This is a genomic window from Burkholderia sp. ZZQ-2, assembly GCF_050768715.1.
GTDB classification, from domain to species: Bacteria; Pseudomonadota; Gammaproteobacteria; order Burkholderiales; family Burkholderiaceae; genus Burkholderia; species Burkholderia cepacia.
Genome location: NZ_LDVA01000161.1, coordinates 1 through 26,285 on the forward strand (window position 1 = coordinate 1; position 26,285 = coordinate 26,285).

The following is a 26,285-nucleotide window of genomic DNA, read 5'->3' on the forward strand; positions in this document are numbered from 1 at the left end:
CATCGGCAATGGCACCTGCAACGGCGTCCGGAGCGGCATCCACACCGACATCAGCGCCCGTGCAGGCTTCCGCGCCTGTTCCCGCTTCCAGTCCGGCGTCGACACCCGCCGCCGCCGCATCGGCGCCCGCCGCTTCCCCACCCGCCGCTGCGACGCCGACGCCGGCACCGGCCGCACCTGCGCACGTGTCCGCCGCATCTGCCCCCGTATCGGCATCGGCGCCCTCGAGCTCGGCACCCGCGCCTGCCGCGGCCAATCCTGTCGCCTCGTCCGCCCCGTCCGGCGCGAGCGCACCGGCCGCAAACTGACCGGTCACCCGTATCGCCGCGCCCGGCCGTAACCGGCGCAGCGCGACGATACGCACCCTTCCCGTCGTTCTTCGCATGAATTTCCGCGCTGCCAGCTGCCTGTCCGTTGCGTAGCCGGCATTGCGTCGACGCTTCGCAGCGGGAATACGCGGCCAATGCACGCGTTCGCCGCGCTCGACGGCCGCCCCGCCTACCGCAACGTTGCGCGCAGCGTCTGCAACTGCTCGACGGTCGCCGTCACGCCGCCGCAGACGATCACGGCGATATCCGTCGCCGACGCGAGCACGGGCACCGGCCGCTCGAGCGCAGCCAGCGCGGCACCGCAGGCGGGCTCGACGACGATCCGGTGCTCGTCGACGAAGCGCAGCGACGCGGCCACCGCGTCGGCGTCGGACACGACGACCGGATGAATCTCGTGCCGCGTCGCCCATTCGACCGCCGCGTCGCACGGCCGCTTCGCGCCAAGCGACGTCGCGATGCTCGTGATCGCCGGCAATTCGACCGGGCGCCCCTGCGCGAGCGAGCGCGCATAGCAGTCGGCGCCTTCCGTTTCGGCCGCGACCACCGGCACGTCGTGCCAGCCGTTGCGCGCCAGCCCTTCGAGCACACCGCACAGCAGCCCGCCGCCGCCGACCGCGAGCACGACCGCGTCGGGCTTCGGGCCGGCCGCCGCCATCTCGTCGATCATCGTCGCGTGACCCTGCCACAGCGCGCGGTCGTCGAACGGGTGCACGAACGCATCGTGCTCGCCGAGCGCCGACTGCGCGAACGCGTTCGCCTCGGCCCAGCTCGGGCCGTGCACGATCAGCTCCGCGCCCTCGACACGGATCAGCTCGCGGGCGCGGGCCGATGCGCTTTCCGGCACGACGACGCGTACCGGCACGCCGAGTTCGCGGCCGCAATAGGCGACCGCGATGCCCGCGTTGCCGCCCGACGACGACACGAACCGCCGCGCGCCGGCCGCGTGCCGCGCTTCGCAGACGGCACCGATGCCGCGCAGCTTGAACGAGCCCGACGGCTGCAGCGCATCGAGCTTCAGCCGGATGGTCCTGCCGAGCCGGCGGGACGCGATTTGCGAGCGGATATAGGGAGTCGGGATATGAAGCGGCATGGGGACGGAACCAATGGGAACGGAGCGAACGGAAGAAACGCACGGAAGAAGCGCACGCGACCTGCGAGGGCGAGCGGCGATGACGGCCATCGTACGGCAGGCTCTCCATGCTTTCCAATACCATCGCATGGCACTTGCTATGCTTCACAGGTATATCAACGAACCAGAACGGATACCGCATGCGCCAGATCGAATTGCGTCACCTGCGCTACTTCGTCGCCGTCGCACAAGCCGGCAGCGTGATGTCGGGCGCCCGTGCGGCCGGCATCGTCCAGCCCGCGCTGTCGCGACAGATCCGCGAACTCGAGGACGCGATCGGCACGCCGCTGCTGGTCCGCCGCGCAACGGGCGTCACGCTCACGGCGGCCGGCACGAGCTTCCTGCAGGATGCGACCGGCCTGCTCGCGACATTGCAGGACAGCCGTGAGCGCGCGCTGCGCAGCGCGGCCGGCCAACTGGGCGAACTCCGGCTCGGCGCGTTGCCGAACTGCCTGCCGTTGCCTGTCGTCGCGAACGTCCTCAGGGCGTTTCGCGATGCCTGCCCGGACGTCAAGCTGTCGATCGCGCCGATGCTGTCGGCCGAACAGGCGAACGCGCTGGTGCGCGGCCAGCTCGACGGCGGCATCATGGCGTGGCGTCGCGACGAGGCGCCGCACCTGTCCGGCGTCCGATTGCTGAGCGACCGCTTCGTGCTCGCGATGCCCGCGCCGCCGGGCGGACACTTCACCGCGCCGCGCACGCTGGCCGACGTCGCGAACGAGCCGTTCGTGTGGTTCGACGCGCAGCGCTCCGCCGCGCATCACCGGTTCCTGATGGCGCAGTGCCGGCAGGCTGGCTTCACGCCGCGCATCGCGCAGGTCGGCAGCGACATCCCGACGCTGATCGGCCTCGTCGCGGCCGGAATGGGCTGTGCGTTCGTGCCGGAAAGCGCGTCGCCGACCTGCCCGCACACGGTCCGGCTCGTCGCGCTCGACGAACTCGCGAGCCGCTTCGACATCGAGTTCGTGTTCGACGGCGCCGCCGTGCCGCCGTCGCCCGTCGTCGCGCGGTTTCTGGCGGCCGTGCGTGATGCGGCCGGCGAAGCGAACTGACCGGACGCAGTTCGACCGAAGACGCGCCCGGCACACGATCGGGCGGCCGAATTCGCCCCGTCGATCCACGACCGGATACCCCTTTGTCAAAACGCCGGTTCGACTGGCCTCACGTACTAATCACCAGCATCGCTTCCGCTAAACATCTTTCAAAACGCCAACGGAAGGCGCCGCAGCGCCGGTGTTTTTAAATTGACACCCAAAACAGCCGTTTAACGCCGGTTCGAATTGTCATGCGTCGAAATATACTTCGCGCGCATCCCACCCTCGTGCCAAAGAGAGGATGCGTTTCTGCCCCGGTCACGGTCCCCCTGTGGCCGGGGCTTTTTTTACCTGCGCGCCTTGTCTGCAAAGGGTTTCCGGCGATGACGCGACGCTCGCGCCGGACGATGGCCGCCACCTCGCCGGCCCGCCGGATCCGCGCCGCCGGACGGGCGGCGGACGGCTTCCGGGCCACCGGGCGAAAAAGGGCGAAACGGACATCCGTCCGCGTCGAACCGCCCACGGATCGCGCTCTCCCGGTCGAGCGTCACCCACCCATCTTTACAACCCGCTTTCACAAAAGCCCTCCGCTCGTTCACCCGTGCCGTCTGTCGGTTTCGCTGTACGCTGCATTGTTGAAATGAAATCAAGATAATTTCGTCCGGATACGGCTTTTTCCGCAAAAGTGAAGCAGGCACACTTCGCACTGTCCTCAATGGCCTCGTGCCGTTGTTTCTCGATTACAGGAGCACATCGCGTGAACCCCACGACTTCCTCTCCTTCCCGCCCGGGCGGCGGCGCCGCGCTGCCGCTGCTGGCACTCGCCGCCGGTGCATTCGGCATCGGTACGACCGAGTTCTCGCCGATGGGCCTGCTGCCGGTGATCGCCGAAGGCGTGCACGTGTCGATTCCGCAAGCCGGCATGCTGATCAGTGCTTACGCGATCGGCGTGATGGTCGGCGCGCCGCTGATGACGCTGCTGCTCGCGCGCTGGTCGCGCCGCTCGGCGCTGATCGCGCTGATGTCGATCTTCACGATCGGCAACCTGCTGTCGGCGCTCGCGCCCGACTACACGACGCTGCTGCTCGCCCGCCTCGTGACGAGCCTCAACCACGGCGCCTTCTTCGGGCTCGGCTCGGTGGTCGCGGCCAGCCTCGTGCCGCGCGAAAAGCAGGCCAGCGCGGTCGCGACGATGTTCATGGGTCTCACGATCGCGAACGTCGGCGGCGTGCCGGCCGCGACCTGGCTCGGCCAGATCATCGGCTGGCGCATGTCGTTCGCGGCGACCGCGGGCCTCGGCCTGGTTGCGATCGCGGGGCTGTTCGCCGCGCTGCCGAAGGGCGAAGCCGGCAAGATGCCCGACCTGCGCGCCGAACTCTCGGTGCTGACGCGCCCCGTCGTGCTCGGCGCGCTCGGGACGACCGTGCTCGGCGCCGGCGCGATGTTCACGCTCTACACGTATGTCGCACCGACGCTCGAGCACCTGACCGGCGCCACGCCCGGCTTCGTGACTGCGATGCTGGTGCTGATCGGCGTCGGCTTCTCGATCGGCAACATCGCGGGCGGGCGTCTGGCCGACCGCTCGCTCGACGGCACGCTGATCGGTTTCCTGCTGCTGCTGATCGCAACGATGGTCGCGTTCCCGGTACTCGCCAGCACGCATGCCGGCGCCGCCGTCACGCTGCTCGTGTGGGGCATCGCGACGTTCGCGGTCGTGCCGCCGCTGCAGATGCGCGTGATGCGGGCGGCCCACGAGGCGCCGGGCCTTGCGTCGGCGGTCAACATCGGCGCGTTCAACCTCGGCAACGCACTCGGCGCGGCCGCCGGCGGCGCGGCGATCTCGGCGGGCTTCGGGTATGCGGCCGTGCCGCTCGTCGGCGGGCTGATCGCCGCGGCCGGCCTCGCGCTCGTCTTCCTGCAGATCGCGCAACAGCGCCGCGCTCCGGCCGCCGCGAATTCGTAATCGCGACACGCCGTCCACCGGCGACGAATGCCGGATCACCACCCCGCACCAACACACGTTCGCGGCCGCTCGATGCGGCCGCGTTCGTTTTCAACCGTCAATTCCACTTCATTCATTCTTCCAGTCCGGATATCCGGAATATCCGTAAATCCCGCTTCAACAAGAATCAAATTCTCTTGCGAATTGCGGGAATCAATTCAATTCCCTTGAGCGATTCATTTTTTCGCCCTCTGAATTCCGCCGAATTCATTAATCAACCATTCCGTACAGGCTGATTCATCCCCGCTAATTCAGGCAAAAATTCACGCCCGAATCCAGCATGACTCATGAAGTGCTTGCTACATACCAGGAAAATATTTCACTCAATTCGCATATTGAAATCACAAATCGCAATGCTTCCAGACTTTATTTACCCAACACCCAATCCAGATGTAACAAAATGAAACAGCGCCGATTTTAATATTGAAAGAATTGCGGGTTCGTATCAGCATTTGCGGTACCGTGGCCTGCGAAGCGCGGCATAAATCCAACGAAAATTCGATCGATGAGGGATCTGCGTGAAAGTCGCCATCGTATCCACCACATTGTCGCTCGCGCTGTCAGTCGGCCTTTCGACACCCGCCGCAGACGCCGCCGTCTATTCGAACGGCACGTCGACCGCCACCTTCAACGTCACGCTCACGCTGCAACCGAACTGCGCGATCACGGCGAACCCGCTGGCCTTCGGCACGAACGGCGTGCTGTCCGCCGCGATCAACCAGCAGACGACCTTGAGCGTCACCTGTACCAACACGACGCCGTACAACGTCGGTCTCGACGCGGGCCTGGTCACGGGGTCGACCGTCGCGAGCCGGCTGATGGCCGGCACGGCAACCGGCAACACGACGACGACGGTCGGCTTCCAGCTCTACCAGGACGCCGGACGGACGACGATCTGGGGCAACACGCAAGGCACGGACACCGTGGCCGGCACCGGCACGGGGTCCGCACAGTCCTTCACCGTCTACGGCCAGGTGCCCACGCAAGCCACGCCGAAGCCGGACACTTATCAGACGACCATCACCGCAACCGCCTACTTCTGACCGGCGCTGCTTCCCATGTCCGCATTACGTCGAACGCTCGCCGCGCTGCTGTGCGCGGCCGGCGCCGCGCACGCCGCGTCGCTGCAGATTTCCCCCGTCACGATCGAATTCGGCGCCGACGACGCGGCCACCGGCATCACACTCCGCAATCCGGGCGAGCGCCCGGTGTACGGGCAGGTGCGCGTGTTCCGCTGGGATCAGGCCAATGGCCAGGATGCGTTGACGCCCACCCAGGATCTGCTCGCCAGCCCGCCGCTGATCGAGGTCGGCAAGCAGTCCGAGCAGCTGATCCGCGTCGTGCGCGCTTCGCGTACGCCAGCCGGTACCGAGCAGACCTACCGGCTGCTGATCGACGAGTTGCCGCAGCCCGGCGAGGCACCGGCCAACGGCGTGTCGATCCGGCTGCGCTATTCGATTCCGGTATTCGTCGAGCCGGCCGCCAACGGCGCGCCGCAGCTCGACTGGGCGCTCCTGCGCAGCAACGGCGGCTGGGTGCTGCGCGTGCACAACGGCGGCACGCGGCGCGCGCAACTCGCGTCGGTCGAACTCGTGACCGGCGACGGGCGCGCGTACCCGCTCACGCGCGGGCTGCTCGGCTACGCGCTCGCGGGCCGAACCGGCCAGTGGAGCGTGCCGCTGCCGGCCGGCGTCGCGCTCGGCGGCAAGGTCACGGTACGGGCGGCCGTCAATTCGCAGCCGGCCAGTGCGGTCGTCGCGGTGGAGCCGCCGGGCTAGACCGCCGGTGCGCCGCCCGGCCTCTCCCCCTTCGCCACGCGCCGGCACGCCCCCGGCCAACGGACGCGGAACGCCGCGCCGCTCGCCGCGCGCCGTGCTCGCGGCCATCGTGGCCGGCGGCCTGCTCGCGCTCGGCCCGGTGCGCGCTGACGAACTCCCGGTACTCGTGATGACCGACGGCACGCACGACGTGATCCTCGAAGTCAGCGTCAACGGCGAAAACACGACGCTGCTCGCGCACTTCCGCGAACGCGACGGCCACCTGTCGGCGAGCGGCGCCGACCTGCGCACGATCGGCGTCGCGACCGACCGGCTCGGCCTCGCCGACGCGGCGACGGTCGACCTCGACGCGATTCCCGGCCTGCGCTACCGCTACGACGCGGCACGCCAGAGCGTCGACCTGCGGATGCCCGACTCGCTGCGCCGGCCGTACGCGGTCGACAGCCGTGCGTTGCCGCCCACGCAGGCGGCCAGCGCGTCGCGCGGCGTCGCGATCAACTACGAGGCGTACGCGCAGACGATCGGCGACCGGCAGTACTCGCTCTACACCGACGTGCGCTACTTCGATCCGGGCGGCGTGTTCGACACCACGGGCGCCGCGACCTTCTACAACGGCCAGCGGCGCTACACGCGCTTCGATACGTCATGGAGCCGCTCGGACCCGGCGCGGCCGAGCACGACGCAGATCGGCGACACGATCTCGGGGTCGCTCGCGTGGACGCGCTCGGTGCGCATCGGCGGCTTCCAGTGGCGCAGCAACTTCGCACTGCGCCCCGATCTCGTCACGTTCCCGATCCCGTCGCTCGCGGGCTCCGCCGCCGTCCCGTCGGCCGTCGACCTCTACATCAACAACGTGCGCCAGTACACCGGCAACGTGCCGAGCGGCCCGTTCCTCATCCATGACGTGCCGGGCATCAGGGGTGCCGGCCAGGCGACCGTCATCACGCGCGACGCGCTCGGCCGCACCGTCGCGACCTCCGTGCCGCTCTATGTCGATACGCGCATGCTGTCCGCCGGGCTGTCGAGCTATTCGTTCGAAGCCGGCTTCCTGCGCCGCAACTACGGGCTGCGGTCGTTCGACTACGACGCGCGGCCGGCCGTCAGCGGGTCGATGCGGCGCGGCGTCACCGACGCGCTGACCGTCGAGGGGCATGCGGAAGCGACCGGCAGCGTGCTCAACGCCGGCGTCGGCGCGCTGCTGCGGCTCGGCTACGCGGGCGTCGTGAGCGGCGCGGTCGCGGGCAGCGCCGGCCGCTTTCCGGGCACGCAGGTGAGCGTGGGCTACCAGCTGATCGAGCCGCGCTTCTCGATCAACGCGCAGACGATCCGCGCGTTCGGCCGCTACGGCGACCTGGCCTCGCGCGACGGCGCGACGGCGCCGGCGGCGACCGACCAGGCGACGCTCGCGCTGCCGTTCATGCACCGCCAGACCCTGTCGCTCAGCTATATCGGCTTCCGGATGCCGCAAGGCCCGGGCACGCGGATCGGCACGGTGTCGTACACGCTGGGCTTCGGCGATCTCGCGTCGCTGAGCGTGAGCGCGTACCGCGACTTCGCGCAGCAGGGTGCGAACGGCGCGTTCGTGTCGCTGAACATCGGGCTCGGCCGCAACACGTCGATCAACACGACCGTCGGCCGCCAGCGCGGCCAGTCGAACTACACCGTCGACGCGAGCCGCCCGCCCGACTACGGCGGCGGCTGGGGCTGGGGCGTGCAGACGGGCGGCACAGGCGCGGTGCCCTACCGGCAGGCGCAACTGCGGTATCTCGGCCACGCGGGCGAAGTCATCGCGGCCGCGCAGCACATCGACCGACAGACCGGCGCGTCGCTCGACGTGAGCGGCGCGCTCGTGTTCATGGACAGCAGCCTGCAGGTGTCGCGCCGCATCGACGACGGCTTCGCGCTCGTGTCGACCGACGGCGTCGCGGGCATTCCGGTGCTGCACGAGAACCGCGTGATCGGCACGACCGACCGCGCGGGGCACCTGCTCGTGCCCGACCTGAACGCGTACCAGAACAACCAGATCGCGATCGACTCGATGAAGCTGCCCGCCGATGCGCGGATCGCCCGCACGTCGATGACGGTCGTGCCGCAGGCGCAATCGGGTGTCGTCGCGCACTTCGGCGTGTCGCGCTATCGCGCGGCGTCGGTGATCCTGCGCGACGCCGAGGGCCGGCCGCTGCCGGCCGGTGCGCGCGTGCATCACGCCGAAAGCGGCGCGGATACGATCGTCGGCTACGACGGGCTCACGTTCATCGACGGACTGAAGGAGGACAACCACCTCGTGATCGACTCCGGCACGCAGCGCTGCATCACGGAATTCGCGTTCACCGCGCCCGGCAACGGCTCGCTGCCGACCATCGGGCCCCTCACCTGCCGGGCGGCGCCATGAGGCTCGCGCTGCTGCTCGTCATCGCGTTCGCCGCGTGGTGCGGCGTGCCGCATCACGCGCGGGCCGAGTCCTGCACGGCCACGGCGTCGACGGTCAGTTTCGGATCGGTCAGCCCGATCTCCAACGCACCGGTCACCGCGACCGGCACCGTCAGCGTCACCTGCACATGGTCGACCGTCTCGCTGGTGCCGAACGTGCTCGTGTGCCTGAACCTCGGCGGCACGAGCCCGCGCAGCCTCGTCAACGGCACCGACGCGATGCAGTACGACCTCTATCTCGACGGCGGACATTCGGTCGCGTGGGGCTCGGTGTATTCCGGCACGACGCCGGCGTCCGTCACGCTCGCCAAACCCGCGCTCGGCACGAGCGCGTCCGCGACGGTCACCGTGTACGGACAGATCACCGGAAACCAGCCGACCGTGCCGACGACCGGCAACAGCACCACGACCTATTCGCAGCAGTTCGGCGGCAACACGACGTCGATCAACACCGGGTTCTACCTGCTCGTCGCGCCGACCTGCGCATCGCTGACGACGTCGAGCGGCACCTTCCCGTTCGGCGCGACGGCGGACGTCATCAACAACTGCAACATCAACGCGACCAACGTGAACTTCGGCACCGCGAGCATCCTGTCGGGCACGCTCGCGGCAACGGGGACGATCACCGCGCAATGCACCAACGGCGACGCGTGGAAAATCGCGCTGAGCAGCGGCGGCAGCGGCGACGTGACGGCGCGCCAGATGAAGCGCAGCGGTGGTGGCGGGACGATCGATTACGGGCTGTATACGGACGCCGCGCACTCGATCGGATGGGGCGACGGCACGGGCGGCAGCGCGACGGTCACGGGTGTCGGCACGGGCACGTCGCAGGTCGTGACCGTGTACGGCGCGGTGCCGGCGCAGGCCACGCCCGCGCCCGGCAGCTACAGCGACACGATCACCGCGACGATCAGTTTCTAGCGTTCAACGGCGTGAACGGGCGGGCGCGCCGCTCAGAACGTGACGGTCCATGCGGGCGGCGCGCCCGCGCCGATGCTGCGCGGCGCCGACCGCGCGTCGGGCAGCGCCGCGTGGCTGAGCACGAACGGCGTGCCGTGCATGCAACTGACGCTCGGCATGCCGGCATCGGCAGCCGCCTGCGGCGCGCCGGCGTCGATCGTGCAGGTTTCCGGAATGACGAGACTGACTCGCAGCGGAATCGACGGCTCCGCCGCGCTCGCGAGCGACCCTGCGCCCAGTACGGCGAGCGCGATCGCACCGCGTGTGATCTGGCCGGCTGTCATCGTGCGGCCCTCCTTCGTGCATCCATCCAGGCAGATGCGCGAATTATCGGCATGCGCGCGGAAAACCTCAATCCGCACGCACGCGGTCGAACCCCGCCGCGCCGGTCAGCGCGCGGCGGCGAACCCGCCGAAGAACGCACGCGCGTTGGCGTCGAGGCTTTCGAGGTGATAGCCGCCTTCCTGCACGATCACCGTCGGCAACCCGAGTGCGCCGATGGCCCCGCCGAGCCGCCCGAAACCGCCGGTCGTGACGGCAACCTGCGATTGCGGATCGTCCTTGTAGATATCGAAGCCGAGTGCGAGTACGAGCGCATCGGGCTGGAACCGCGCGAGCGCGCGCAGCGCGTCGTCGAGCCGCTCGAAGAACGCCGACTCGGGCGCGCCGTGCGGCATCGGCAGGTTGAGGTTGAAACCGTCGCCGGCGCCCGTGCCCGTCTCTTCCTCGTAACCCGCGACGACCGGGTAGAAGTTGGTCGGGTCGCCGTGGATCGACACGTACAGCACGTCGTCGCGGCCGTAGAAGATCTCCTGCACGCCCTGCCCGTGATGCATGTCGGTGTCGAGGATCGCGACCCGGCGATGGCGGCCGAGCAGCGACTGCGCGGCGATCGCCGCATTGTTCAGGTAGCAGAAGCCGCCGGCCGCGTCGCGGCGCGCGTGATGGCCGGGCGGCCGGCACAGCGCGTACGCGTCGCGTGCGCCGTCGTTGACGTCGGCCGCAGCCGCAAGCGCACTCTGCGCGGACCAGTACGCGGCACGCCACGTGTTCGCACCGACCGGGCAACTGCCGTCGGCGAGATAGCGCGCGGCCTTCGCGAGCACGCCGCGCAGCGGGTTCGGGTCCCGCACGAACACGTTCGACATCACTTCGTCGCCCCAGTCGTCGGGCATCCGTTTCCAGTCGCGGTGCGCTTCTTCCAGAAAGCGCAGGTAGTTCATGTCGTGCACGGCCGCGATCGGCGCGGTGCCGCGGTCGGCCGGCTCGCGCACGTCGAAGTCGAGCGACCGGACGGCCGCGACGAGCCGCGCCGCGCGCTCGGGCACTTCCTGCGGCTCGCGCATCCGGCCGCGCGACAGGTAGCTGCGCGGATGGTGCAGCAGCTGCTCGGGATGGAAATAGGTGTTCATCGTTTGCCCTCGTCGGTTGTTCTGTCTGTCGATCGATCGGTTCGCGCTGTCACGCATCCTGCGTGGCGGCCGCCGCGGCAACGCGCGCCGCGACGCCGGCGCGCGCGAGCACCGCATGAAGGAGCACGTTCGTGCCGCGCGTCACGTCGGCGGGCAGCGCGTCCTCGGCTTCGTTGTGCGACAGGCCGTCGACGCACGGGATGAACACCATCGCGGTCGGAACGCGGCGCGCGAGCAGGATCGCGTCGTGCCCGGCGCCGCTGACGATCCGCTCGTTCGTATAGCCGAACGCGGCAGCCGCCTGCGCGACCAGTTCGACGCAGTCGCGATCGAACGGCGTCGCCGGGCTGCGCCAGCAGGTGTCGATCGCGACCTGCACGCCGCGCGCCGCGGCGACACGTGCACAGGCATCGCGCAGTTCGCGCTCCATCGCGTCGACTTGCGCATCGTCGTGATGACGGAGGTCGACCGTGAACGTCACGTCGCCGGCAATGGTGTTGCGCGACGCGTTGCGGATGCCGACCTGCCCGATCGTCGCGAGCCCGCGCGGTGCATGACCGGCGACGATCCGTTCGAGTTCGAGCGCCATCTGCGCGCTCGCGAAATACGCGTCCTTGCGATACGGCATCGGTGTCGTGCCCGCATGCGCGGCCACGCCCGTCACCGTCACGTCGAGCCAGCGGATCGCCTGCCCGCCCGTGACGACGCCGATCGTCGTACCGTTGGCCTCCAGCACCGGGCCCTGTTCGATATGCGCCTCGAAGTACGCATCGACCGCGCCGCCCGTCGCGCGCGCGCCGCGATAACCGCAGGCGTCCAGTGCCGCGCCGAGCGTGATGCCGTCTGCGTCCTGCTTCGCGAGCGCATCGTCGAGCGGCAACACGCCCGTGAACACGGCCGAGCCGAGCATCGCCGGCGCGAAACGCGCGCCCTCCTCGTTGGTCCACGACACGATTTCCAACGGCTTGCCGGTCGCGATGCCTGCGTCGTTCAGCGTGCGCACGAGCTCGAGCGCGGCGAGCACGCCATAAACGCCGTCGAACCGGCCGCCTTCGGGCTGCGTGTCGAGATGGCTGCCGATCAGCACCGGCGCGGCCTGCGCATCGACGCCGTCGCGCCGCGCGAACAGGTTGCCGACCGCGTCGACGCTCACCGTCATCCCCGCGTCGCGACACCACTGCGCGAACAGGTCGCGCCCGCGACGATCGTCGTCGGTGAGCGCCAGGCGCCGCACGCCGCCGCGAGGCGTCGCACCGACGCGCGCCATGTCCGCCAGGCTCTGCCACAAGCGGGCGCCGTCGATTTCCAGCAGGTCTTTCATGTGCACTCCGGATGAATTCGTTCGTTGAGGTTCACTGCGAGCCGAGCGCTTCGGCGGCGGCCGGCCGCGCTGCGCGGCGTGCGTCGATCGCGACGATGGAGAGCAGCGAGATGCCGGCCAGGCACGTGTAGAACACCGCGAGCGGCCACCACTGGCCCGTGAAGCGATGCGCGAGCCACGTGCCGACGAGCGGCGTCAGGCCGCCCGCGATCGCGCCGCAAATCTGGTAAGCGAGCGAAATCGCCGAATAGCGCACGTGCGCGGGAAACACGTCGCTCACGAAACCCGCGATCACCGAATAGAAGCCGGCCATGCACACCACGGCGAGCGCGATGCCGGCAATCAGCGACGCGGACGTGCCGCCCTGCACGAGCATGAACATCGGATACGGCGACAGCATCGCGAGCAGCGCCGCGAGTTTCAGGAAGCGCGCGCCGCCGATGCGCTCGGCGATCCACGCGGCGACCGGCTGCGCGAAGAACTGGATGATCGCGACCGCGAACAGGCTGTCGAGGATCAGCGATCGCGAGACGCCGACGTACTGCGTCGTGTACGCGATCATGAACGTGTTCGTGAAATAGACGCCCGCGATGCCGATCGTGTTCGCGCCGATGCAGAGGAACACGAGCCCCGACGCCGAGCGGAACACTTCCGCAACCGGCAGCTTCACCGTGCGGTTGGTTTCCTTCACGCGCGCGAATTCCGGCGACTCGTTCACGCCGAGCCGGATCAGGATGCCGACCACGAGCAGCACCGAACTCGCGAGAAACGGCAGGCGCCAGCCCCACGCGAGGAAGTCCGCCTTGTCCATCGACGTGACCGCGCGAAACGCGATCAGCGACAGGATCAGCCCGGCCGGGCTGCCGAGTTGCGCGAACGACGCGAAGAACGTGCGGCGCCCCTGCGGCGCATGCTCGCCCGCCATCAGCACCGCGCCGCCCCATTCGCCGCCGACCGCGATCCCCTGCACCACGCGCAGCGCAACGAGCAGCACCGGCGCGAGCAGGCCGACCGTCGAATAATCGGGCAGCAGCCCGACGCAGACGGTCGCGACGCCCATCATCATCAGCGTCGTCATCAGCGCCTTCTTGCGGCCGATGCGATCGCCGAGGTGCCCGAAGATCACGCCGCCGAGCGGCCGCGCGAAGAAGCCGACCGCGAAGGTCGCGAACGACGCCATCGTGCTGACGAAGCGGTCATGCGACGGAAAATAGAGTTCGCCGAACACGAGCGCGGCGGCGGTCGCGTAGATGTAGAAGTCGTACCACTCGATCATCGTGCCGATGAACGCGGCCGTCGCGGCGCGTCCCGGCTGGCGGGCGGAAGGAAGAGACTGGGTCATGCGGGCTCCTGACGCGCGCCGCTGCGGCGCGACGCGCAATATCGTGGACGGCCGTCTGTCGCGGCCTTGCGCCGCACGCTGCGGCGCCCCTCCTTTATCGGTGACCGCAAATCATTAGTCAAATTTCAAGTTATTATTCACCGTATAAATTCAACTAATATCCACCCGACGCCTCGCCCGGAGACCCGATGCGCCCCGACCTCGCCCCGTTCCTGAACGACCGTCTCGACTGGAACCTGTTGCGCACCTACCTCGTCATCGTGCAGGAGCGCTCCGTGAGCCGCGCGGCCGCGCGCCTGCACGTGACGCAGCCGGCCGTGAGCCAGGCATTGCGGCGGCTCGAGGACACGCTCGAACGCAAGCTGATCGAGCGGCGCGGCACGCACTTCGCGACGACGCCGGCGGGCGAAGCCGTGTACCGGATCGCAAGCGACATCTACGGCGGCATCTCGCGCCTCGAAACCGAAATCGACGACAGCACGGCCGACCTGACCGGCTCGATCCGGCTGCTGACGGTGAGCCGCATCGAGTCGCCCGTCTACGACGAATTCCTCGCGGAATTCCATCGCGCGTATCCGCGCATCGACCTGCAGATCGAGGTGATGCGCTCGTCGGACATCCTGTCTTCGCTGCTGCAGAAAACCGCCACGGCCGGGCTCGGCCTGTGCCGCACGCCGCACGACAAGCTGGAGATGCGCTGCTTCCTGCGCCAGCGCTATGCGATCTACTGCGGCCGCCATCACCGGCTGTTCGGGCAGACGCAACTGCGCATGGACGATCTGCTCGCCGAGAATTTCGTGTCGTTCACGAGCGACCAGATCGGCGACAGCCTGTCGCCGCTCACCGTGTTTCGCGACCAGAAGGGCTTCACGGGACGCATCGTCGCATCGTCGCCGAGCCTCGAGGAAGTGCGACGGCTGATCTTCGCGGGTTACGGGATCGGCTGCCTGCCCGAACACATCGTGCGCGACGACATCGCCCAGCAGCGGCTGTGGCGGCTGCCGCCCGACGAAGGGCTCGTCGACGTCGACGTGTTCCTGCTGTGGCATCGCGATCGCAAGATGAACGCGGCCGAGCACGCGTTTCTCGACGCGATGGAGCGCTGCATGCAGCGCCATTCGCTGGCGGAGCGACTGGGGAAGTAACGGCGCGAGCGCGCCGGAGGAAAGCGCCGGGCGCACACGGCCCGGCGCGTCGGCAACGTCAGAAGCGATGCACGATGCCGAGCTGCACGCCGCGCGCATTCGCGCCCGGATACGCGAGCGGCAGGCCGGGGTTCGCCGCACCGGCGAGCGTGTAGCCGGCCTGGTTGCGGTTGCGCAGGTACGACAGCGCGCCGTAGAAGCTCGTGCGCTTCGACAGGTCGTACTCGTACATCAGCCCGAGCTGGTCCGCATTGTTGCCTTGCGACGACTGGTCGTGCAGATAAGCGTAGCCGAGCGCCACGTAGTTCGCCGGATTGAACTGGTATTTGACCGACAGCCCGTACACGCGCGAATCGATGCCGAGATCGGCCCATTTCACCGCGGAAAAACCGCCGTACACGGTCGCCTTGCCGATCTCGTACGACGCACCGGCCATGATCGTACGATCGGTCGTGGTCGCCATCGCGTTCTTCAGCCACTGGCCCGCGACGAACGCGCCGAACGGCCCGTGTTCGTAAGTCAGGTCGAACTGCCGGCTGGCGCCCGCCGAGCGCACGCCGCCCGCATCGCCGAACCCGAAGTACAGCCCGCCCTGGAAACCGGCGATCTCCGGGCTCTGGTACGACAGCGTATTGCTGGTGCGGAACGCGAACACGGTCAGGTTGTCCATGCCGGACGCCTGCGTGACACCGCCGAACGCATCCTGCCCGCCCTGGTCGTTGAACAGCGGCGAATTCTGGCGGCCCGCGCGCACCTTGCCCCACTGCCCCGCGATGCCGACCCACGCCTGCCGATTGAACAGGCTGCCCGAACTCGCCAGCGAGCCGTCGTTCGGGTTGAAGCCGTTCTCCAGCGCGAACTCGATCTTCTGCCCGCCGCCGATATCCTCGCCGCCCTTCAGCCCGAACCGGCTGCCCCACTGGCCGCCCGAACCGATCGCCGCCGTATAGCCGTTGCCCGTGTTCACGTACTGCGCGAACTCGTCGATCACGCCGTACAGCGTGACGCCGTCCTGCGCGAGCGCCGCGCCCGATCCGGCGGCGCACGCCGCCGCCACCGTCACGCGAAGACCGGCGTGCACCATCCGCGCCCGGGAGTCGCTGCCGCGGGCTGTCGTTTTCTTAGTCATACTATTCAATGGCCTGAGAATGAAACGACACCGCGCGCGGCAGCCGCGCTGCACCGGCATCGTCGAAAGGGAAACGTGTGGAAGAACCCGGCGCAGGCAGCGCCCGGCTCGCGCGGCATTCAGGCCGGCAGCCGGCCGGCCCGATGCGCGTGACGTGTCGTCAGTGGTGAACTTCGCCGCGTTCGAGCGGCAGGATCAGGCGTTCGGGAATGCTGCGGCGCGACGCACGCGCGCCCACGTAATACAGCACGGCCGGCACGATCAGGCCGAGGATCCACGAGATATCGGTGCCGCCGAGCGCATCGACGAGCGGGCCTGTGTAGATGTGCGTCGACATGAACGGCAACTGCACGAGGATGCCGACCACGTAGATCGTGATCGCCATCACGTTCCAGCGGCCGTAGCGGCCGTCCGGATCGGACAGCGCCGGCACGTCGTAGCGCGAGCGCGTGAAGCAGTAGTAGTCGACCAGGTTGATCGCGCTCCACGGCGTGAAGAACGCGAGCAGGAACAGGATGAACGCGGTGAATTCCTTCAGGAACGAATGGCGGCCCGCGAGCGCGATGAGCGTGGAGACGCAGATCATCCCGAAGATGTAGACGAGGCGGCTCTTCGACGACACGGCGCCCTTGCCGCGGAAGCCGCTGACGATCGTCGCCATCGACATGAAGCTGCCGTATGCGTTGAGCGCCGTCACCGTCACCTTGCCGAACGCGATGCTGAAGTACAGCAGTGCGGCCACGGCGCCGGTCGAGCCGAGGCCGACGATATACGCCACCTCATGGTGCGCGAACTGGCTGCCGGCCAGTGCGGCCGCGAACACGCCGAACACCATCGCCGCCTGCGCGCCGATCACCGAGCCCAGGCCGACCGCGAGAAACGTCGCGACCGACGACGTCGAGCGCGGCAGGTAACGCGAGTAGTCGGCGACGTACGGACCGAACGCGATCTGCCACGACGCGGACAGCGACATCGACAGCAGGAAGCTCGCGAGCGAGAAATGCCGGTTCGCGAGCAGCGCGCCGATGTCGTGGTTCGCGAACAGCTGCGTGAACATGTAGACGAACGCGGCGATGCCGATCACGCTCGCGACCCGGCCGACGGCATGGATCGCGCGATAACCGAACACGGTCAGCACGACGATCACGGCGGCGAACAGCAGGATGCCGGCCGCGTCGTCGACGTGCAGCAGCTGCGCGACGGCCTGCCCGGCCAGTACCGAACCGCTCGCGGAAAAGCCGATGTACATCAGGCACACGAGCACGATCGGGATCATCGCGCCATAGACGCCGAACTGCACGCGGCTCGAGATCATCTGCGGCAACCCGAGCTGCGGCCCCTGCGCGCCGTGCAGCGCCATCACCGCGCCGCCGACGAACTGGCCGAGCAGCAGCGCGACCAGCGACCAGAACACGTCGCCGCCGAGCACGACGGCGAGCGCGCCCGTGACGATGGCCGTGATCTGCAGGTTGGCCGACAGCCACAGGGTGAACTGGCTCAGCAGGCCGCCGTGGCGCTCGGCGTCGGGAATGAAGTCGATCGATCGGACTTCGATCAGGCCGCCGGCTTTTCCACTGGGATTCGTAGACACGGGCAAATCTCCAAAATACTCAGGATCACAAATGGTTCGAACAAGACGGGAAGCTGCGAGCCGCCCTTTCGGCTCTGCGGGTGCGGGGCGCCGTGGATCGCCGGCATGCGCCACGCACGCACGGTTTGCGCGCTGGCGCGCAAGCGGCACGACGTGTGCCGACATTGCCAGCGGATGATCTTGTATATACAACTTGCGAGATATCGGGGATTACCCGGTATCGGCCGATTTTCGAAATCGTCCGAACAATCGGCACAGCTTCGGCCGGTTTTATCGAAAGCAGAACGTCGGAATAATGAAAGCTCAGGTGCGCGCGGGCGATGCCTGATCGGGTTCGGCCGTCATGTCGGCGGCCGGGAGCACGGTCAGCATGCGTCGAGCTGCCTCGATGTCGCGTACGTGCAGCCACTCGTCGTAATCGTCGCGGCGCAGGATCACGACGCCCCGCTTCTCTTCGCCGGGCCGATGCATCCGTGCGAACAGCGGATGGGCGTCGGCGTTGACCGTGAGCATCGCCATGCCCACGCGTTCGCGGCCGTCGGCGCCTTCGTAGCGCCGCCAGATGCCGGCGACGCAGCACGGTTGCCAGCCGGCGACGCCGATCCGGTGCCACACGTTGCGACCGGTTTCGTAACAGGGCTCGACGATCCAGCGCACCGGGATCAGGCAGCGCTGGCCGTTGCGCCACGCGGTGCCGTAGAGCCGCGACGAGCCGACCGTTTCCGCCCGCGCGTTCACCGTATCGAGTTTCTTTCTTTTTCGACCGTTCTCGTCGACCCGCTCGGGCTGCATGAATTTCGGCCAGAAACCGAACACGGCCGCGACGACCTCGAGGCCGTCGCCGTCGGCGCGCGCGACCGGCGCCGCGTAGTCGGGATACACGTCGGGTGCCCAGGGGTCGCGGCGGAACAGGTCGCCGATCCCGATCTTCAGCTCGCTGATGCCCGGGTCTTCATCGGGAGCGCGGTAGTGGGTGCACACGGCTCGGTGGACGGTGGAAACGATGTCTCCATCGTAGGTCAGTGCAGGCGCCGCGGTCACGCGATCGCTTGGTATGACGAAACAGTTTTACGAAGCGACGGATCGACAAAGCGCCCGGCGCCTCCGGCGCGTGCCGTCATGCGTACCGCGCGATCCGCAGCGTCAGGATTTCGTCGCCGGCGTCGTCGAGCGTGCCCGTCGGCGTCCAGCCCAGATGCCGGTAGAAGCCGTACGAGCGCGACGCCGGATCGGTCGAGCACCCGAGAAACAGCGACGTGAAACCGTTCGCGGCGAACGCGTCGATCACCTGCTGCAGCAGCCGCTCGCCGATCCCCGCCCCCTCGTATTCGGGCAGGATCGCGAGCACGACGATCTCGCCCGATCCGGTGTCGCCGAAGCAGTAGCCGACCATGCGCCCGTTCGCGCAGCAGACCCGGCCCGAGACCAGGCCGTCCCGGATGCCGTCGCCCCAGCTTTCGACGGTGATGCCGAGGTCGCGCAACTGCGCGTCGGTGAATGCGTTCTCGCGCGTCTTGCCGCGCAGTTCGATGCACGCGGCCGCATCGTCGGGAACGGCCTCGCGCCAGGTGAGTTCAGTCATCGTTCGATTTTTCCGTGGTGCGCCGGCGCGACGCATACAGGCAGATCAGCTCCAGCGCGATCGTCGCGCCGGCCAGCGACGTGATTTCCGCATGATCATACGGCGGCGACACTTCGACCACGTCCATGCCGACCAGGTTGATGCCCTCCAGGTGACGCAGGATCTCGAACGCCTGATGGCTCGACAGCCCGCCCGAGACCGGCGTACCCGTGCCCGGCGCGAACGCGGGATCGAGGCAGTCGATGTCGAACGTCAGGTACACGGGATGATCGCCGACCCGGTCGCGAATGCGCGCGGCGATCGCGGCGGGCGTCGACGCATGCACGTGACGCGCATCCTGGATGTCGAAGCCCATCGGCGCGTCGTTGGTCGTCCGGATGCCGACCTGGGCCGACCGTCCGGGCACGACCCATCCTTCCCGCGCCGCGTGATAGAACATCGTCCCGTGATCGATGCGCTTGACGTCGTGATCGGGCCACGTGTCGGTGTGCGCATCGAAATGCACGAGCGACAGCGGCCCGTGCACCTTCGCATGCGCCTTCAGCAGCGGATACGTGATGAAGTGATCGCCGCCGAGCGTCAGCATCGCGCAGCCGCGCGCGAGGATTCCGTCGGCATGCCGCTCGATCGCGCCCGGCACCGATTCGGGCTGCCCGAGATCGAACGCGCAATCGCCGTAGTCGACCGCGGCCAGCACGTCGAACGGATCGAACGACCACGGCCACGGGCGCTCCCACGCGATGCCCGTCGACGCGATCCGCAACCCGCGCGGGCCGAAGCGCGTGCCGGGCCGGTGCGATGCGGCGGAATCGAACGGCACGCCCGTGATCGCGAGGTCGACGCCGTCGAGCTCGCGGCTGAAACGCCGGCGCATGAAGCTCGTCGCGCCCGCGAAGGTCGGCTCGGCCTGCGTGCCGTAGAGGCTGTCGCGCGTGAATGCGAAATCGTTCTGGCTCATCGTCGGCTTCCTGTCTGAAGGGGGACGGCCGCGCGGCTGGCGACCTCGTGCCCGATTCTGCCGCCCCGGCATCCGACGAAAAATATGAACTAACATAAGTCGACTTCACGAAACGCGATGTATCGCCATGCTGACCCGATTGAGAGACATGGATGTGCAACTGCTGCGGCTCTTTCTGACGATCGTCGAAAGCGGCGGCTTCAGCGCCGCGCAAGGCACGCTCGGCATGGCGCCTTCGACCATCAGCACGCAGATGGCCAAGCTCGAGACGCGTCTCGGGTTCCGGCTGTGCGATCGCGGCAAGAGCGGCTTCCGGCTGACGCCGAAGGGCGAACGCGTGCTGCAGTCGACGCGGCGGCTCCTGCACGCGATGGACGTGTTCACGCGCGATACGCAGCACGTGTCGGGCACGTTGCTCGGCGAGCTGCGTATCGGGCTGTCCGAGAGACTGGCGCCGGACGTCGTCGAATCGATCGCGGCCGGCGTCGGCCGCTTTCGCGAACGGGCGCCGGACGTGCTGATCGAGATGGTCGCGGTACCGCCCGACGAGCTGGAACGCCGGCTGCTGAAAAGCGAACTCCAGCTCGCGATCGGCTATTTTTCCGGCCACCAGGCCGGCCTGCACTACACGCCGCTGTTCGTCGAACACCAGTCGCTGCACTGCGGCGCCCGGCATCCGCTGTTTGCGAAAAAGACCGTGTCGGTCAACGACATCGCGCGCGCGAGCAACGTCGCGCGGCTCTACAAGACGAACACGTCGGGTGCGGCGCTGCGCAACGCGCAGCCGACCGCGTTCTCCGAAAACGTCGACGCCGACGTGATCTTCATCCTGTCCGGCGCGCACGTCGGCTTCCTGCCCGACCATGTCGCGGCGCCGTGGGTCGCCGCCGGGAAGATGCGCCGGCTGCTCGCGAGCAAGCTGAGCCATACGGTCGAATTCCAGCTCGCGACACCGCGCAACTGCGACGGCAGCGAGGCGCTGGAAGCGTTCACGGCGGCGCTCGCCGAACAGTTCGGCGAGCTCGACGGCTTCGCGGGCTCGTGACCGGCGCGCGCCGCCCGTTGCGCGTCAGGCGAGCCGGTCCGACGCGATGACCTGCACGCCCGGCCGCGCGTCGATCGCCGCGTCGAGCAGCGCGCGGGCAATCCGCGACGCGGGATTCACGCGCCACTTCGCCGGCAACACGGGGCGGGCCGCGTTCAACGCGAACACCAGCAGCCGCTCGCCGAGCCTGAATTCGTCGCGGCTGCCGCCGATCAGCCCGGGCCGCACATACGTGAGCGACACGAACCCGACGCCGGCGAGCGCCTGCTCGACCTCGCCCTTCACGCGGTTGTAGAAGATGCTCGATGCCGGGTCCGCACCGAGTGCGGAATTCAGGACGTAGGCCGGGGTGCCGTGGCGGTGCGCGAGCCGCGCGACCGTGAGCGGATAGTCGTGGTCGACGCGCCGGAACGCCGCCTTCGAGCCGGCGGCCCGCATCGTGGTGCCGAGCGTGCAGATCACGGCATCGGCATGCCACCAGTCGGCCGCGTCGGGCAGATGATCGAAATCGACCTCGAGCGCGCGCATCTTCGGGTGCGGCGACAACGGGCGGCGCGCGAGGACGATCACCTGATCGACCCGCGCATCGGCGAGCGCGACTTCGAGGACGTGACGCCCGACGAGTCCGGTCGCGCCGACGAGCAGCAATTTCATGTCCGGTTCTTCCGTGTGGAGCCTGCGTTGGCGGAGCGGGAACGCCCCGGTTCCCGGCTTCCCACATGATCGTCGGCCGACTCGGCACCGACAAGCGCCCAACATCTCGAAAAGTTACAGGCCGTGCTCATTTCCTGTCTCTGATTTGACGCGGCACGACTCCCGCTAGGCTTCGTCGACGCTTCGGTTCCGCGTACATTCGAAATTTTTATCGCATCAAAGCGCTCGAAATTGATATTTATTCGACATTGATACGACAAATGACGCGGCCAATGAAAAAGAGAACATTCATTTTTCGCCGTCTTTCGAACAAGATGCCGGCGTACGCTACGACCCGGCCGTCTCGTGTCGCGACACGCTCCAGCGTTCGTATGCCTGCGAGAAGGCGACATGTCGCTGAATCCCGGTTCCTGCGTGATTTCCTTGATCGACAGCCGCCCAGGTGACGATGCCGGAGAACGCGGGCCGCTATCCGCTCGAGCAGCCCGGGCTGCCGCAGATGGTCGATGCGATCGATGCGTTCTGTCGCGACGTGACGGCGCCTCACGTCGACCTGCACGCGCCGTCATGACGAAGGCGCAAGCGCTAGCGCGGAAGCCGGCGCCTCAAACGAAAAGCCGCCGGTGCGCACGCTGCGCACCGGCGGCCCCCTGTCACACCGGCCCGTCAGACATGCAACGCATGCCCGAGCGCGCGCAGCGCGGCCTCCTGCAGTGCTTCACCCAGCGTCGGATGCGCATGGATCGTGCCGCCGATGTCCTCCAGCCGCGCGCCCATCTCCAGCGACTGCGAGAACGCCGCGGCCAGCTCCGACACGCCGCGCCCGACCGCTTGCCAGCCGACGATCAGGTGGTTGTCGCGCCGCGCGACGACGCGCACGAAGCCGTCGGTCGCCTGCAGCGTCATCGCGCGCCCGTTCGCCGCGAACGGGAACGACGCGCTCACGCAATCGACACCGGCCGCCCGCGCATCGTCCGGCGACCAGCCGGCCGTGACGATCTCCGGATCGGTGAAGCACACGGCCGGGATCGACGCGGGCATGAACTTGCGGCGCTTCCCGGCGATCAGCTCGGCCACCATCTCGCCCTGCGCCATCGCGCGATGCGCGAGCATCGGCTCGCCGGCGACGTCGCCGATCGCCCAGACGTTGCGCATCGACGTCCGGCATTCGTCGTCGATCCACAGCGCGCGGCCGTTGCGATCGAGCGGCAACGACTCGAGCCCGAAGCCGTCGACGCGCGGCCGGCGGCCGACCGCAACCAGCACGCGATCGGCCGGCAGCGTCTGCTCCGCGCCGTCGGCGGCCTGCACGCGCACCGCGCCGTGCTCCGCGAGGCCGAGCACCTTGTGGCCGAGCAGCAGCCGCACGCCGAGCCGCGCGAGCGAATCGGCAACCGGCCGCGCGAGTTCGGCATCGTACGCGGGCAACACGCGCTCCGCCGCTTCGACGACACTCACGTCGACGCCGAGCTTGCGATAGACGATCCCGAGTTCGAGCCCGATGTACCCGGCCCCGACGACGACCAGCCGCTTCGGCAGGGTCGTGGGCGACAGCGCCTCGGTGGACGACACGACATGCCCGCCGAACGGCATCGACGGCAGCGCAACCGGTTCGGAACCGGTCGCGAGCAGCAGGTGCTCGCAGCTGATTCGCGTCGTGTGGCCGCCGGCGACGACGTCGACGGTCTTGCCGTCGACCACCTGTGCGTCGCCGTGCAACACGCGCACGCCGTTCTTCTTGAGCAGCGCGCCGACGCCGCGCGTGAGCCGGTCGACGATACCGTCCTTCCATGCGACGCTTTTCGCGATGTCGATCTCGGGCGTGCGCACGCGAATCCCGAGCGCGCCCTCGCCTGCATGGCCGCGCGCCTGTTCGAATGCGTCGGCCACGTGGATCAGCGCCTTCGACGGAATGCAGCCGATGTTCAGGCACGTGCCGCCGAGGCGGTCGCGCTCGACGAGCACGGTCGGGATGCCGAGCTGACCGGCGCGAATCGCGGCGACGTAGCCGCCCGGGCCGCCGCCGATCACCAGTAGCGTGGTGTGTTCGTTCTTCATTGCGCTCACTCCACGAACAGCAGTGCCGGGCGTTCGAGCACCGCGCGCACCGCCTGAATGAATTCCGCCGCGTCCGCGCCGTCGACGACACGATGGTCGAACGACGACGACAGGTTCATCATCTTGCGTGCGACGACTGCGCCGTCGCGGATCATCGGCCGCTCGACGATCCGGTTCACGCCGACGATGCCGACCTCGGGATGATTGATGACCGGCGTCGACACGATGCCGCCGAGCGCGCCGAGGCTCGAAATCGTGATTGTCGAGCCGCTCAGTTCGTCGCGTTGCGCGCGGTTCGTGCGCACCGCGTCGGCGAGCCGCGCGATCTCGGCGGAAATCGACCACACGTCCTTCGCTTCCGCGTGACGCAGCACCGGCACCGTGAGGCCGCTGTCCGTCTGCGTCGCGACGCCCATGTGCACCGCGCCATAGCGCGTGACGACCCCCGCTTCGTCGTCGAAACGCGCGTTGATCTGCGGAAAGTCGCGCAACGCGATCACCATCGCGCGAATCAGCAGCGGCAGCGGCGTGAGCTTGCCGCGCGTGTCGCCGTAGCGGCGGTTCAAATCCGTACGCAACGATTCGAGCTCGGTGACGTCGATCTCCTCGACGTAGCTGAAGTGCGGAATGCGGCGCTTCGCTTCCTGCATCTTGCGTGCGATCGCGCGCCGCAAGCCGATGACCGGCACCTCGGTTTCATCGTTGCGTTCGTCGTAGCCGTGCGCCCGCGATCCGCGGGCGCCGCGCGCCGCACCGCCGCCGCTGCCCGCATACGCATCGAGATCCGCGTGCAGGATCCGTCCGGCTTCCCCCGTGCCGCGCACATAACGCAGCTCGATGCCCATGTCCCATGCGCGCTGGCGCACGGCCGGCGACGCGAGCGGCCGTTCACCCGGCGCGAGTGCCGCGCGCGGCGGCTCCACGTGTTCCTTGCGTTCGGCGTGCTTCGCGTGACGCGGCTCCGCAGGCGCGTGCTTCGTCGCCGGCCTGGCGGGCGACTCTGCCGGCGCGTCGGCCACCGCCGTCGACGGCGCGGCCGCGACCGGTGCGGTTTCTACCTTTGATTCCCGCACCGGTGCGCCGGCCTTCAGGTTGCCGGCACCTTCGACCTCGAGGCGGATCAGCTCGCTGCCGACCGCCATCATCTCGCCGATCCGGCCGCCGAGTTCGATCACCTTGCCCGTCACCGGCGACGGAATCTCGACCGCCGCCTTGTCGGTCATCACATCGGCGAGCGGCTGGTCTTCCTTGATCGTCTGCCCGACTTCCACGTGCCAGGCCACCAGTTCGACCTCGGCAATCCCTTCGCCGATATCCGGCATCTTGATGACATGAATCCCCATCTCACGCCTCCATCACGCGTCGCAACGCTTCACCGACCCGGGCCGGGCCCGGAAAGTACGCCCACTCCTGCGCATGCGGATACGGCGTGTCCCAGCCCGTCGTGCGCTCGACCGGCGCCTCGAGGTGGTAGAAGCAATGTTCCTGGACCAGCGACACCAGTTCCGCCCCGTAACCGCAGGTGCGCGTCGCCTCGTGCACCACGACGCAGCGCCCGGTCTTGCGCACCGACGCGACGACCGTGTCGAGGTCGAGCGGCCACAGCGTGCGCAGGTCGATCACCTCCGCATCGATGCCCGTCTCCTCGGCCGCGGCGAGCGACACGTGCACCGTCGTGCCGTAGGTCAGCACCGTCACGTCGTTGCCGGGACGCACCACGGCGGCCGTATCGAGCGGCACCGTGTAGTAGCCCTCGGGCACCGCGCTCGACGGATGCTTGAGCCACGACGTGACGGGCCGGTCGTGATGGCCGTCGAACGGCCCGTTGTACAGCCGTTTCGGCTCGAGGAAGATCACCGGATCGTCGTTCTCGATCGACGCGATCAGCAGCCCTTTCGCGTCGTACGGATTCGACGGCATCACCGTGCGCAGCCCGCACACCTGCGTGAACATCGCCTCCGGGCTCTGGCTGTGCGTCTGGCCGCCGTAGATGCCGCCGCCGCAGGGCATGCGGATCGTCATCGGTGCGGTGAACTGGCCGGCGGAGCGATAGCGCAGCCGCGCGCCTTCCGACACGATCTGGTCGGAGGCCGGGTAGAAATAATCGGCAAACTGGATCTCGCACACCGGGCGCAGCCCGTACGCGCCCATCCCCACCGCCGCGCCGACGATCCCGCTTTCGGAGATCGGCGCATCGAACACGCGCGACTTCCCGTATTTGTTCTGCAATCCTTCGGTACAGCGGAACACACCGCCGAAATAGCCGACGTCCTGCCCGAACACGACCACGTCGCTGTCGCGCCCGAGCATCACGTCCATCGCCGAGCGCAGCGCCTGGATCATCGTCATCGGCTGCGTTGCCGTGCCTGTCTCGTGTTGCGCCATG

At 68.4% G+C, this 26,285-nt stretch carries 24 protein-coding genes; 10 read left to right on the top strand and 14 right to left on the bottom strand.

All coding sequences use genetic code 11. From position 1 onward, the window contains the following. A partial coding sequence (locus tag ABY44_RS09550) for a hypothetical protein (protein ID WP_431641147.1) occupies positions 1–340 on the top strand: 340 nt, incomplete at its 5' end. Between the two features lie 158 nt (positions 341–498). On the opposite strand, the gene ABY44_RS09555 is transcribed toward ABY44_RS09550, so the two are convergent. Then, positions 499–1,419 (bottom strand): pyridoxal-phosphate dependent enzyme, encoded by a 921-nt coding sequence (locus ABY44_RS09555; protein ID WP_060173799.1) that lies wholly within the window; start codon positions 1,417–1,419, stop codon positions 499–501. 179 nt (positions 1,420–1,598) lie between these two features. On the opposite strand from ABY44_RS09555, the gene ABY44_RS09560 reads away from it, so the two are divergent. From ABY44_RS09560 to ABY44_RS09585, 6 genes are all read left to right on the top strand, one after another. Next, positions 1,599–2,510, top strand: coding sequence for a LysR family transcriptional regulator (locus tag ABY44_RS09560; protein ID WP_431641148.1), 912 nt, complete (start codon positions 1,599–1,601; stop codon positions 2,508–2,510). 739 nt (positions 2,511–3,249) lie between these two features. Then, on the top strand, positions 3,250–4,455 hold the full coding sequence (locus tag ABY44_RS09565) for an MFS transporter (protein WP_124815558.1): 1,206 nt from the start codon (positions 3,250–3,252) through the stop codon (positions 4,453–4,455). A 584-nt stretch (positions 4,456–5,039) separates the two neighbouring features. Beyond that, entirely contained in the window at positions 5,040–5,537 is a 498-nt protein-coding gene (locus ABY44_RS09570) for a Csu type fimbrial protein (RefSeq protein ID WP_027787911.1), read from the top strand. Positions 5,538–5,552: 15 nt separating this feature from the next. Beyond that, positions 5,553–6,272, top strand: coding sequence for a fimbrial biogenesis chaperone (locus tag ABY44_RS09575; protein WP_431641149.1), 720 nt, complete (start codon positions 5,553–5,555; stop codon positions 6,270–6,272). A gap of 94 nt (positions 6,273–6,366) precedes the next feature. Further along, positions 6,367–8,664, top strand: coding sequence for a fimbria/pilus outer membrane usher protein (locus tag ABY44_RS09580; protein WP_431641150.1), 2,298 nt, complete (start codon positions 6,367–6,369; stop codon positions 8,662–8,664). Then, complete coding sequence (locus tag ABY44_RS09585) at positions 8,661–9,623, top strand: Csu type fimbrial protein (RefSeq protein WP_060312068.1); 963 nt, start codon at positions 8,661–8,663, stop codon at positions 9,621–9,623. The genes ABY44_RS09580 and ABY44_RS09585 overlap by 4 nt, the downstream gene beginning before the upstream one ends. A 32-nt stretch (positions 9,624–9,655) precedes the next feature. Here the strand turns inward: ABY44_RS09585 and ABY44_RS09590 are convergent, their stop codons facing one another. The 4 genes from ABY44_RS09590 to ABY44_RS09605 all read right to left on the bottom strand — a co-directional run bounded on the left by ABY44_RS09590 (position 9,656) and on the right by ABY44_RS09605 (position 13,737). Continuing rightward, the gene (locus ABY44_RS09590; RefSeq protein WP_027787915.1) at positions 9,656–9,946 is read right to left on the bottom strand and encodes a hypothetical protein; all 291 of its coding nucleotides are present in this window, start codon (positions 9,944–9,946) and stop codon (positions 9,656–9,658) included. Positions 9,947–10,051: 105 nt separating this feature from the next. Further along, complete coding sequence (locus ABY44_RS09595) at positions 10,052–11,074, bottom strand: histone deacetylase family protein (RefSeq protein WP_136469969.1); 1,023 nt, start codon at positions 11,072–11,074, stop codon at positions 10,052–10,054. A gap of 49 nt (positions 11,075–11,123) precedes the next feature. Continuing rightward, the gene (locus ABY44_RS09600; RefSeq protein WP_060173793.1) at positions 11,124–12,395 is read right to left on the bottom strand and encodes a Zn-dependent hydrolase; all 1,272 of its coding nucleotides are present in this window, start codon (positions 12,393–12,395) and stop codon (positions 11,124–11,126) included. Between the two features lie 31 nt (positions 12,396–12,426). Further along, positions 12,427–13,737, bottom strand: coding sequence for an MFS transporter (locus tag ABY44_RS09605; RefSeq protein WP_027787918.1), 1,311 nt, complete (start codon positions 13,735–13,737; stop codon positions 12,427–12,429). Between the two features lie 188 nt (positions 13,738–13,925). Here ABY44_RS09605 and ABY44_RS09610 point away from each other — a divergent pair, with 188 nt between their 5' ends. Then, a complete protein-coding gene (locus tag ABY44_RS09610; RefSeq protein ID WP_027787919.1) occupies positions 13,926–14,882 on the top strand; it encodes a LysR family transcriptional regulator in 957 nt (318 codons plus the stop codon). Positions 14,883–14,940: 58 nt separating this feature from the next. Here ABY44_RS09610 and ABY44_RS09615 read toward each other — a convergent pair whose 3' ends face one another. The 5 genes from ABY44_RS09615 to speB form a co-directional block, all read right to left on the bottom strand. Then, complete coding sequence (locus ABY44_RS09615) at positions 14,941–16,011, bottom strand: porin (RefSeq protein WP_060173792.1); 1,071 nt, start codon at positions 16,009–16,011, stop codon at positions 14,941–14,943. 160 nt (positions 16,012–16,171) lie between these two features. After that, positions 16,172–17,602: a purine-cytosine permease family protein gene (locus ABY44_RS09620; protein WP_027787921.1), complete on the bottom strand. Its 1,431-nt coding sequence runs from the start codon at positions 17,600–17,602 to the stop codon at positions 16,172–16,174. A gap of 303 nt (positions 17,603–17,905) precedes the next feature. Next, positions 17,906–18,583 (bottom strand): SOS response-associated peptidase family protein, encoded by a 678-nt coding sequence (locus ABY44_RS09625; protein ID WP_060173791.1) that lies wholly within the window; start codon positions 18,581–18,583, stop codon positions 17,906–17,908. 136 nt (positions 18,584–18,719) lie between these two features. Beyond that, positions 18,720–19,184 carry a GNAT family N-acetyltransferase gene (locus ABY44_RS09630; protein WP_060173790.1) on the bottom strand — a complete coding sequence of 155 codons (465 nt, stop codon included), beginning with the start codon at positions 19,182–19,184 and terminating at the stop codon, positions 18,720–18,722. Next, positions 19,177–20,142: an agmatinase gene (gene speB / locus ABY44_RS09635; RefSeq protein WP_060173789.1), complete on the bottom strand. Its 966-nt coding sequence runs from the start codon at positions 20,140–20,142 to the stop codon at positions 19,177–19,179. The genes ABY44_RS09630 and speB overlap by 8 nt, the downstream gene beginning before the upstream one ends. A gap of 127 nt (positions 20,143–20,269) precedes the next feature. Between speB and ABY44_RS09640 the strand changes: the two genes are divergently transcribed. Then, on the top strand, positions 20,270–21,187 hold the full coding sequence (locus ABY44_RS09640) for a LysR family transcriptional regulator (RefSeq protein ID WP_060173788.1): 918 nt from the start codon (positions 20,270–20,272) through the stop codon (positions 21,185–21,187). Positions 21,188–21,211: 24 nt separating this feature from the next. Here ABY44_RS09640 and ABY44_RS09645 read toward each other — a convergent pair whose 3' ends face one another. Further along, on the bottom strand, positions 21,212–21,841 hold the full coding sequence (locus ABY44_RS09645; RefSeq protein WP_060173787.1) for an NAD(P)H-binding protein: 630 nt from the start codon (positions 21,839–21,841) through the stop codon (positions 21,212–21,214). Between the two features lie 442 nt (positions 21,842–22,283). Here ABY44_RS09645 and ABY44_RS09650 point away from each other — a divergent pair, with 442 nt between their 5' ends. Then, complete coding sequence (locus tag ABY44_RS09650) at positions 22,284–22,412, top strand: hypothetical protein (protein WP_269113177.1); 129 nt, start codon at positions 22,284–22,286, stop codon at positions 22,410–22,412. Positions 22,413–22,507: 95 nt separating this feature from the next. On the opposite strand, the gene lpdA is transcribed toward ABY44_RS09650, so the two are convergent. Genes lpdA through ABY44_RS09665 form a run of 3 tightly spaced genes read right to left on the bottom strand, consistent with a single transcriptional unit; the run spans position 22,508 to position 26,284 of the window. Continuing rightward, entirely contained in the window at positions 22,508–23,899 is a 1,392-nt protein-coding gene (lpdA, locus tag ABY44_RS09655; protein WP_027787927.1) for a dihydrolipoyl dehydrogenase, read from the bottom strand. 5 nt (positions 23,900–23,904) lie between these two features. After that, the gene (locus tag ABY44_RS09660; RefSeq protein WP_060173786.1) at positions 23,905–25,242 is read right to left on the bottom strand and encodes a dihydrolipoamide acetyltransferase family protein; all 1,338 of its coding nucleotides are present in this window, start codon (positions 25,240–25,242) and stop codon (positions 23,905–23,907) included. Position 25,243: 1 nt separating this feature from the next. Beyond that, on the bottom strand, positions 25,244–26,284 hold the full coding sequence (locus ABY44_RS09665) for an alpha-ketoacid dehydrogenase subunit beta (protein ID WP_034195800.1): 1,041 nt from the start codon (positions 26,282–26,284) through the stop codon (positions 25,244–25,246). Position 26,285 lies beyond the last annotated feature (1 nt).

Bases quoted from the DNA above. Each gene is read 5' to 3' on its own strand.
- lpdA (WP_027787927.1), bottom strand. From the start codon at position 23,899: ATGAAGAACGAACACACCACGCTACTGGTGATCGGCGGCGGCCCGGGC.
- ABY44_RS09595 (WP_136469969.1), bottom strand. From the start codon at position 11,074: ATGAACACCTATTTCCATCCCGAGCAGCTGCTGCACCATCCGCGCAGC.
- ABY44_RS09590 (WP_027787915.1), bottom strand. From the start codon at position 9,946: ATGACAGCCGGCCAGATCACACGCGGTGCGATCGCGCTCGCCGTACTG.
- ABY44_RS09615 (WP_060173792.1), bottom strand. From the start codon at position 16,011: ATGACTAAGAAAACGACAGCCCGCGGCAGCGACTCCCGGGCGCGGATG.
- ABY44_RS09665 (WP_034195800.1), bottom strand. From the start codon at position 26,284: ATGGCGCAACACGAGACAGGCACGGCAACGCAGCCGATGACGATGATC.
- ABY44_RS09555 (WP_060173799.1), bottom strand. From the start codon at position 1,419: ATGCCGCTTCATATCCCGACTCCCTATATCCGCTCGCAAATCGCGTCC.
- ABY44_RS09560 (WP_431641148.1), top strand. From the start codon at position 1,599: ATGCGCCAGATCGAATTGCGTCACCTGCGCTACTTCGTCGCCGTCGCA.
- ABY44_RS09585 (WP_060312068.1), top strand. From the start codon at position 8,661: ATGAGGCTCGCGCTGCTGCTCGTCATCGCGTTCGCCGCGTGGTGCGGC.
- ABY44_RS09640 (WP_060173788.1), top strand. From the start codon at position 20,270: ATGCTGACCCGATTGAGAGACATGGATGTGCAACTGCTGCGGCTCTTT.
- ABY44_RS09630 (WP_060173790.1), bottom strand. From the start codon at position 19,184: ATGACTGAACTCACCTGGCGCGAGGCCGTTCCCGACGATGCGGCCGCG.
- ABY44_RS09575 (WP_431641149.1), top strand. From the start codon at position 5,553: ATGTCCGCATTACGTCGAACGCTCGCCGCGCTGCTGTGCGCGGCCGGC.
- ABY44_RS09600 (WP_060173793.1), bottom strand. From the start codon at position 12,395: ATGAAAGACCTGCTGGAAATCGACGGCGCCCGCTTGTGGCAGAGCCTG.
- ABY44_RS09660 (WP_060173786.1), bottom strand. From the start codon at position 25,242: ATGGGGATTCATGTCATCAAGATGCCGGATATCGGCGAAGGGATTGCC.
- ABY44_RS09610 (WP_027787919.1), top strand. From the start codon at position 13,926: ATGCGCCCCGACCTCGCCCCGTTCCTGAACGACCGTCTCGACTGGAAC.
- ABY44_RS09645 (WP_060173787.1), bottom strand. From the start codon at position 21,841: ATGAAATTGCTGCTCGTCGGCGCGACCGGACTCGTCGGGCGTCACGTC.
- speB (WP_060173789.1), bottom strand. From the start codon at position 20,142: ATGAGCCAGAACGATTTCGCATTCACGCGCGACAGCCTCTACGGCACG.
- ABY44_RS09605 (WP_027787918.1), bottom strand. From the start codon at position 13,737: ATGACCCAGTCTCTTCCTTCCGCCCGCCAGCCGGGACGCGCCGCGACG.